At 65.5% G+C, this 8,830-nt stretch carries 5 protein-coding genes and 2 pseudogenes (2 of these 7 running past the window's edge); 2 read left to right on the forward strand and 5 right to left on the reverse strand.

What is annotated here, in order from left to right; genetic code table 11:
- Together E6J58_22250 and E6J58_22255 are read right to left on the reverse strand one after the other, a co-directional pair.
- Positions 1 to 235 carry the start of a glycosyltransferase gene (locus tag E6J58_22250; GenBank protein TMB32653.1) on the reverse strand. It extends 341 nt beyond the left edge of the window, so only the first 235 of its 576 coding nucleotides appear in the window; it begins with the start codon at positions 233 to 235; its stop codon lies off the left edge, out of view.
- A gap of 83 nt (positions 236 to 318) precedes the next feature.
- On the reverse strand, positions 319 to 1,815 hold the full coding sequence (locus tag E6J58_22255) for a hypothetical protein (GenBank protein ID TMB32654.1): 1,497 nt from the start codon (positions 1,813 to 1,815) through the stop codon (positions 319 to 321).
- A gap of 428 nt (positions 1,816 to 2,243) precedes the next feature.
- On the opposite strand from E6J58_22255, the gene E6J58_22260 reads away from it, so the two are divergent.
- Entirely contained in the window at positions 2,244 to 3,629 is a 1,386-nt protein-coding gene (locus E6J58_22260; protein ID TMB32655.1) for an O-antigen ligase family protein, read from the forward strand.
- Here the strand turns inward: E6J58_22260 and E6J58_22265 are convergent.
- From E6J58_22265 to E6J58_22275, 3 genes and pseudogenes are all read right to left on the reverse strand, one after another.
- Positions 3,530 to 4,777, reverse strand: coding sequence for a glycosyltransferase family 4 protein (locus E6J58_22265; GenBank protein ID TMB32724.1), 1,248 nt, complete (start codon positions 4,775 to 4,777; stop codon positions 3,530 to 3,532). The two genes, E6J58_22260 and E6J58_22265, sit on opposite strands and share 100 nt — an antisense overlap.
- A 166-nt stretch (positions 4,778 to 4,943) precedes the next feature.
- A pseudogene (locus E6J58_22270) lies at positions 4,944 to 5,850 on the reverse strand (glycosyltransferase family 2 protein).
- Positions 5,851 to 5,902: 52 nt separating this feature from the next.
- On the reverse strand, positions 5,903 to 6,802 hold the full coding sequence (locus E6J58_22275; GenBank protein TMB32656.1) for a class I SAM-dependent methyltransferase: 900 nt from the start codon (positions 6,800 to 6,802) through the stop codon (positions 5,903 to 5,905).
- Between the two features lie 527 nt (positions 6,803 to 7,329).
- Between E6J58_22275 and E6J58_22280 the strand changes: the two are divergent.
- Positions 7,330 to 8,830: pseudogene (locus E6J58_22280) on the forward strand (hypothetical protein); it runs 110 nt beyond the window's last position.

Below are 8,830 nucleotides of genomic sequence, written 5' to 3' on the forward strand. Positions count from 1 at the left end.
GTTCGAGCAGGCGCCGGAGGCCTTCGTTCCGCCCGCGGCCCGCAGTGAATGGGCGCGAAGGATCGAGCGCGAGAGTGTCCACACCCGCCGCACGCGCGATCGCGAGGCTGTCATCGGTCGACCCGGAGTCCACGTAGATGACCGGCAAACCTGTGCGGGCGGCCGAAGCCAGGCACGCCCGGAGGCGCTGGCCCTCGTTGCGACCGATGACCACGATGCCGACGCCGGGCGTCAAGTCGTCGAGCCTTCCCCGCCTTGCCTCGGCGGCTCAAGGCTGCCCACTCTATCTGGCGCTCCCGGGTTCCAACAAGCGGCGCGTCAATCGGTCCCCGGGCTGCGCCGGGCCTCATTGAGCGCGAGCATGAAATGGTCCATGGCGCGGACGACGATGGTGTCGGACAGGGGCCAGAGGAGTCCGAAGAGGCGCGCTTCGAGGTAGCGAGGGCCCGACAAGATCAGCGTTGGCGAAGGGCGACGCAGGGCGAGACGCAGAGCGGTGCGTGCCCACGCGCCTGCGCCTGCCGGAACGTGGTGGACTTCGACGCGAGGGAAATGCACCTCATCGGCCTCGGCCGCGGCCGCGGGAGGCGCGTAGAGCTCGAAAGTGGCGGCAGGGAACAACGCCGCAAGGAGCCGCACGTCTTCGTGCCATCGCCCCGGCGGAAGGATCGCGAGGATGCGGATGAGCGGCGCGCGAGCGTGCCGCTTCAGCCACCTGCGCATGTGGGGGAGGACGACCTGCACCTGAGGGGCGCCGAGCGTCATCCTGAGCGGTGACAGGCGGCCAGGCCGTCGTTCGAGACGATAGAGATGCTCGAGCCGGTCCTGCCCGTGCGCGCCGACGCGGCTGCTCGCGTCGACTCCATGCTCGATGGCGGGCACCTTGAACTGCGAGGCGTAGACGGACAGCAGCTCGAGCTTGCGCTGGTAGGCCTCTTTGATGCTGACGTGCTCCGGCAACGCGATCGCGCCGGCGTTGGTCAGCTCTCGCAGGACGCGCCCGAGGTGGTCGATGTGCGTCGAGTCGTACGGCACGTCCTGATACAGCCGCACCACGCTCGTGCGAGCGAGGTCGGGATCCTCGGCAAGCAGGGAGAGACTGGCGTTCCGCGCCAGTTCGTGATCGGAGTGGTTGCCGATTCCGAGAGGCAACCAGAGCTCGGCGCCATCGAGTTGCTCGAATACGGGCCGCAGCGCCGCCTTCCAGCGGGCGAGATCGGACTCCAGCGCCTGGCGGTTGTTGAACGCGGACACCGAAACGCGATGAGAGCGTAGGAACTGCAGGGACCAGTCCTCATCGCGATACCGCAGGGTGGCCTCGTTCTCCCCGAGCGCGCGATGACTCCCGCCGAGTTGGCGGATTAACGCCGCGCCCTCCGCATTCCGAATCGCGGTGACCTCCTCCACCTTGAGGAAGTCGCGGTCGCTGAGGAAGTAGCTGGTGAAGTTGCTGCGGCTCGCCACCGTCACGAGGTCGAACTCCAGCTCGTTGCGACGGAGCCACATGGTTCCGCCGACGCTGAGCGCAGCGTCGTCGCTGTGAGGTTCGACGACGATTGCCCGCCGCCGTCCGGGCGGGAAGGAACCCACTTCGTCGCAGAGACCGAGCTCGAGGAAGCGCGCGATCGCCGCATCCGCGCCGGGGCCGACCCGGCGACGCAGACTCTCCCGCGAGTCTCCGGTCGCCAGCGCTTCCCAGGTCGCGAGCTCCTCATTGGAAACGGTCGTGACCGGGCGAGTCGAAGCGAGGAAGTACAGCGCCCCGTCGCGCACGCGGTAGTGCGGCCGCCGGCACACCCGTTTCAGCTCCATCATGGCGAGGGACCCGGGGTCATCGCACCCGCGAATCGTCGACACCACCCCCCCCGCAGGAAGTCGAGCGAATGAAATCCCAGATCAAGAGGCAACAGACCAATCATACATGCGCCTTGATGGTCATCATTCTACATCCGACGTTCATTGCGGATATTCTCCTGTACTATAGCGCTGTACTATAGCGGCGATCGAGCCTCGCCCGTGGCGAGATCCATGATAGACGTCATTTGATATCGGCCGCTGAAGGGTGGAATCCACGGGACCTCGCAAGCGATCGGAGATTCCGCGGTGACGATCAAAGAGAGGATCGTCGAACTCGTGTGCTCCGCCTTCGTGGCGTTGACCGATGGACCTGGGACCGACGTGACGCGCGAGCCGAAGACGGGTGAGCCCGCGGCCGCAGGCCTCACACTGCGGTCGGCGCACCCGTGAAGTGGGTTGTCTTCATCGTCGCCGCTCTGTGTTTGTATCCTGCGGGCCGATGGCTCCGAGAACGCCCGGCGCTCCGACATCTCGCGTGGGCGCTGATCGGCTTCCTGCCCTTCTACGCCGCCCCGAGTTACTCCCTCTACTTCTTCGCAGAGTACCCTGGGGACACGCACGGCCTCGAGGTCGGGATCATCGACTGGCTCGTCCTGTCCCTCTTGCTCGCGTACCGGCGGCCCGCCAGACCGCTGCCGTACCGATTCCCCCTCGTACTCTACCTCCTCGTCGCCCTCTTGTCCGCCACCCAGGCGCAGTGGTTGGTGCTCTCGGCCGGCTACGCGTGGAAGCTCGGCCGCATGTACCTCCTGTTCGCGGTCGTCTGGCGAGCAGGCGAGGACCGGCCGGTGCCCGCGGCGATCCTCCGTGGCATGACGCTCGGGCTCGTCTACGAGGGTGTTCTGGTGTTGTGGCAGCACTACGGCCTGGGGCTCTTCCAGGCCAACGGGAGCTTCGCCCATCAGAACACCCTCGGCGCCCTGCTGAATCTGGTCGTGATGGCGCCGCTCGCGCTCATCCTCGCGGGCCCTACTTCCCTGCTCACAAGGCTGGCGCCGATCGCCGCCCTCGCCGCCGCGCTCTTCACCGTGTCGCGAGGAGCCTTGCTCTTCCTCGGCACGGGCAGCGCGCTCGTGTTCCTCGGCTCCGCGTTCAGGCGATACACCGTTCGCAAAGCCTGGATTTGCATGATCGGCCTCGTCCTCGCCGCGGCGTCCGTCCCAATGGCACTCAGTAAGATCGAATCCCGCACCGCCGAAGAGAGAGCCCGGTCGATGGAGCACCGGGAGAAGCTGGAGTTCGCTGCGTCTCTGATGCTGCACGAGCATCCGCTCGGGGTCGGGCCAAACGCCTTCATGTCCCAGCTGCTCTTCGGTGGATACGCAGACCGCAGTGGGCTCACGTGGAGTGAGCGCGTGGCGCTTGTCCACAATATCTACACGCTGACGGCGGCAGAGATGGGCTACGCGGGGGTCGTTGCGCTCGTCGTCCTCTTCCTCGTCCCGCTCGCGTCGGCGCTTCGGTACGGCCTTCGAATGCGACACGACCGTCGAGGCGATGTTCTCCTTGGCCTGGGTGTAGGATTGATGATCTTCTACGCGCACGGCTTCTTCGAGTGGGTCTGGCGCCAAACCGAGGTCTCGTACGTGTACTTCGCGATCATCGCCATCGTCGCTGTCCTGACCCGGCAGATCGACGACGATTCGCGGGAGCGCCGCGCGGTCCGGCTCGTTCAGCCGGTGCGAGGGACCGCCGGACCGGACGGTGCCGTTGCTTCCGTCGCCGACCTGAAGAGCTCCAGCAGCCTGCGGGCTTCCCGCCGGACGTCATGACGCTCGGCCACCAACGCTGCGCCGGCACGGCCCATGGTCTCGAGCTGGGCCCGCGGCGCCTCCAGCGCTTCCCGCATCGCCCGCACCAAGGCCTCGACCGATGCCGCCGGAACGAGCCAGCCGGTAAGACCCGGCAGGACGAGCTCGGGTATGCCGGAGATCGCGCTGCAGATGGCCGGCCGTCCTAGCGCCAGCGCCTCCATCACGACGACGGGCAGCCCCTCCGAGAAGCTCGGGACCAGAACGGCGCGCGACGCGACGATCGCCTCGCGCACCTGCTCCTCGCTCATCCAGCCGCACAACCGGACGCGGTCCTGTAGCCGAAGCGTCTTCAGCTGCTCCTCGATGGCGGGTCGGAGCGGTCCATCGCCCGCTAGCATGATCTCGAAGCTCATCCCTTCGGCGGCCAGCCTGGCCGCGGCCTCCAGCAGGACTAGGTGTCCCTTCTCGGGCGAGAGCCGGGCCACGCAGACGAGCCGCCGCGCCTCGGGCACGGGTGTCAACGGGGCAGTGAGCAGCTCGGGGTCCAGCCCGCAGCGAACCACATGGACCTTCGACCAGTCGCGCTGGTCCAGCCGGCGGTAGTACTGGGCTCTCCCGAAGCTGCTGATCGCGACGAGGAACGAGGCGTCGGAGGCCTTCTCCCGGAAGGTATCGAAGTCCTCCTGCCCGTGGACGGTGAAGCTGAAGGTGGGCCCGCCGAGCTGACGACAGAGCAGCGCTACCGCCGGCGCGTTGTTGCCAAAGTGCGCGTGGAGGTGCGCGATGCCCTCCTTGCGAAGCCAGCGGACCAGGACCGAGGCCATCGCCAGGTACCCCAGGTTGCGCAGGAGGCCGCGCTCCGACCGCCACCCCATGGTAAGCGCGGTGAAGAGGGCACGGGCGAATGCCCCCGGACGCTGGAGCGCCTCAGCGATCAGGGCCGATGCGTACGCCATGACGCCCGCCGAGAGGATCGCCCGCGTTCGTTCATGCTCCTCGCAGTCAGCCTCGGTGACGAGTGTTCGTGCCCCCAGCGGGTCCGAGTCGAGCGGGTGCACGGAGAAGCGCACCACCTCGACGCCGAGTGACTCCAGTGCTCGGATCTCCCGCCGTATGAAGGAGTGGGTGATGCGCGGGTAGGCAGAGACGAGGTAGGCGACCTTCAGGGGACCGCCGGGGGGACCCTCGGCCGAGCTTCGCCGACGGCGGAACTGGTGACGAGGAGTACCGTCTGCGTCGGGGGTGAGGGCCCGAAGATCGTTCACTTGGGGATCTCGTACCATCGACACCCCAACCGCGGAACCGGATTCGAAGGGCGAATCCACCGCACGGTCACGACGCCGGATCCCAGCTGGCGGCCTGCCTCGCCTCCAGGTCTGCGGTGGCGCGGAGCTTGCCCTTGAGGAGGCACGCCCACTGGTAGCGCCGGACGAACCGCCTGAACTCATCGACACCGTACCGGGGATCGCGGCGGATCATGTTCCGGAAGTACCCCCAGAGCATCGCCAGCCCACCGACCACGTAGGGACGGCGGGTCATGCGATAGGCAGCGCTCGCCAGCAACCACACGGGCGTGGTTCCCATGTAGTACTGGGCGACCCCCTGCCGGACCCGCCCCTCCCACCAGTTCTTGTGGCTCGAGCCCATCGGGCGCAGGTGGAGGAAGCGCAGATCCGGGTCGTCCCACGATGCCGCCCGCCAGCCCAGCTGGCGGCAGCGGTTTCCGTCGATGCAGTCCCTCGACAGCTCGCGCACGAAGCCGCCGATCTGTCGGAAGCACGTCATCCGGTAGAACTTCGACGCCCCTACCGAGTGATCGTCCGCGATCTTCTCCGAGACGAGGCGCGACGTGTCAGAGAGTGGGAACTGCACGGGGGTCTGCCTCCATCCGGTCCATCAGCAGCTCGAAATACCGTGGCGGAAGATCGAGGTCCAGATCGAGCTTGCAGACGTACTCGAACTCACTCGGGTTGATGGCGTCGTAGCCCGTGTAGAAGGCTTCCATGACGCCCCCGCCGAGCTTGCGGTCCCCGCGATCGGGTCGCCTCAAGACCTGCAGCCAGGGAAACTTGGCTGCGTATTCGGCGAGGATCCTGGGGGTCTCGTCTTGCGAGCCGTCGTCCACGATGACCCATCGCGCGGGCAGCTCCGACTGCCCCACGACGGAATTCAGGGTTCGGCGGGCGAACCGAGCTTCATTGCGGCACGGAGTGATGAGGCAGTAGCGGCGCGATGTCAAGTCGAGACCCGGCTTAGTTACCGTCGCGGGATGCGTTCTGGCCGATTCCACGCTACGTGGACTTGGAGGCCAAGGCTATCATGGACTTCCATAGCCACACCGTTCGCCCTGCGTACGCGAACTCGACCGATTCAAAGCCAGAGTCGAGGACCATCCTCCCCAGCGTCTTTGTAGAGAAGAACTTTATGTGGCCCCCATCCCAATCCACTTTGAAATGCCAATCCCATGCGCCTGCTATCGAGAGAGCAAGATTCTTGAGGTACCCGTGATACGGGGTGCTGATGAGCATCCGCCCGCCGGGGCGAAGCAACTGAAAGCCACCACGCAGAAGGGTCCGCGGCGCAGGGAGATGCTCGATCACCTCGGTCGCAATCACGAGATCGAAGTCCGTACCGATCTTCGGCGGCAATTCGGAGTCGACTGAGACTTGCTCGAAACGCGCACCGGGATGTGCGGCTCGCGCCTGCGCGATTCCGTCCGCCGAGGCGTCGACGCCGATGACGTCGAAACCTCGGTCGGCGAGCAAGCCGACCAGGTATCCGTTTCCGCACCCGATGTCGACGATTCGCCGCGTGTTCGGTGGGATGAGCGATAGCACCTTCGGTGCCAGGTATGCGTGGTAGTCTTGCGGGCCCGAATCCAACCATCCGTGGAACTCGTAGGGCGCGCTATAGCTCGTATCGCTCACATGGACTCCGTGACCGTTCTCTCGTGCCAAGCGATCGTGTCGCGAAGCCCTCCTCGAAGGGAATCTTCGCGTTCCAGCCATGCAGCGCGGCTGGCTCTCGGGATTGCAGGTGTCCCAGACTCTCCCCCTCGAACCGCCTACAGTGTCGCAGAGAAGGAGTCCGACCGCAAGGAGAACCCTGCGACAACTCTCCTGGTGGAGGGTGAGGTTGCCCCAGTTTGGTGGACACCAAATGAGAGGCAGATACGGTGTCTTGACCTCCACCCAGAACTGAACGGGATCTGACTTCAGGAGATTTCGCTCTTAGCTGTTCTGGTTGTCGTCCCGCCTCCAGGCCTCGAGCTTGCGGCGGGCATCCAGCAAGTTCATGAGTCCCTATCGCGTTACGCGCTCGCGCGCACAGAATCCGTTTGACGCTCAACCTCCGTGACATGCACCGCGTCTGCGTCGTGAAGCCGGCTCGCAGCGCGTCGCGTGACGAACACCGGTCCATGTTGGCGAGCTCGAACCCGACTCGCTGGCGTGAATAGTGGAGGGACGACCGCGTTCGTGCGCCTCTCGGACGGTTGTTTTTTTGCAGTCACACCCGGTTGCACTCAGGCGTACCGTGGGGGAGGGCCAGGTACGCGACTCCACGCTCCGTATGGCGTGAGCTGCGCGGGTGTAGGGTTGCGTTGACCCGACCCCCTCGATAGGTTCCGCGCAAGTACCGCGTCTCAACATCCTCGTCGCGTGGGCCAGTGTTCAGTGTCGAGCGCAGAGATTGCGCGCGCGGACGCTAAGGAGTAGCGATGACGAGACTTTTCCGATTCCTGCGTGCGAGGCCAGTCGGCATGCTCTTTCTCTTGTGCGTGCTCGCTTGCGGATCCTGTGGAACCGGCGTCGTGGCATCGCAGGATGCGGTGTCTGCTGTCAAGGTCACTCCGGGCATGACCAGCTTCCCTCCCGCAGGGACCGGGACCTTCGTGGCTGTCGCACAGGGTGCGTTCGCTACCGGGGAGCAAGCCCTCTCCGCCGGCGTGGTGTGGACCGCCTCGGCCGGATCGATCACGAGTGCCGGGCTCTACACCGCGCCCACCCAGCTGGGCTCCTACCAGGTCCAGGCCGACTACGCGGGGAAGACCGGCCTCGCCATCGCCAATGTCGTCGCGCCGGGTACGCCCGGGGCCCTCTACGCAGCGGCGTCGTCTTCTTGTGCGAACATGCCCCTTCGATCGACGGGGACGATCCGTTACTTCTGCGACTGCGCCGCCGGCTCTCAGGCCGGGTGCGTCGCGGGGAGCGACGCGAACCCCGGCACCAGCGCCTCCGCTCCCAAGCAGACGTGGTCCGCAGCCATCACCGCGTTCAATGCGATGAACGCGGGTGACACCATCGCGCTGTGCAAGGGCGGAGCGTGGGCTCTGGCTTCCACGAGCACCCCGAACTATTGCAGCTTCGGGGTGGGCAATTCCAGGTGTACCGCTGGAGCGAGCCTCACCGATCCAGCTAACACGAGTACGTGTGACATCCGGGACTACAGTCCATCTTGGGGAGGCACGGCGAAACCTGCGCTCGCCGGCAGCGGGAATCTAGCCTGGATCACCCGCCAGGCGGGGAGCACGAACGGCGTCCGCATCCTGAACCTCGCTTTTCAGGGATCCAATAACGGTCCCAACGGCGGGGTCTACAACGATCAAAGGGCGTTGCTGCTCGGGGTTTGCGGCTCACCCATCTCCGATTCTTCCTGGCTCGTCTGTGGCAATACCTTCGACCGCATGCGCCTCGCCATCCAAGGACCGCAGTCGGGCACTGCCTCTAACGTTCGCGTCACGGGCAATCGCTTTACGATGAATGACCTTGACGCAATCCTCGGATTCGGGAACGGATCGAACAACTCCATCGACGCGAACTTCTTTGATAACAACGGCGGATTCCCGCATCCGGTCACTGGGAATCAGGCGCACACCGTCTACCTCACTCCGCTGAGCAATACAGGAGTTGGTGTCGCCACCGGCACGTCGATCGTGAACAACGAGTTTCGGCGTTCGAACGCGGGTGGAACGCCCGGGGCCTGCGCGACCGGGGTTATCGTCTCGCACGGTCAATATAATGGTCTCAACATCGAGAACAACATCATCGACACCGCCACCAGCTCGCTGGGTGGGTGCGAAGGCATCAGCTTCAGCGCCGCTGGCTCGGATAACACGTACTTTCGCAATATGACGGTGAGGCGAAACCTAGTTACCTTGGGCTCGGGGGTTGCGATCACGATTGGCCAAGCTCCCGGTCTCGCCATCGAGAACAACATCG

The sequence above is a fragment of the Deltaproteobacteria bacterium genome (assembly GCA_005879535.1).
In the GTDB taxonomy this organism is placed as follows: domain Bacteria; phylum Myxococcota; class Myxococcia; order Myxococcales; family 40CM-4-68-19; genus 40CM-4-68-19.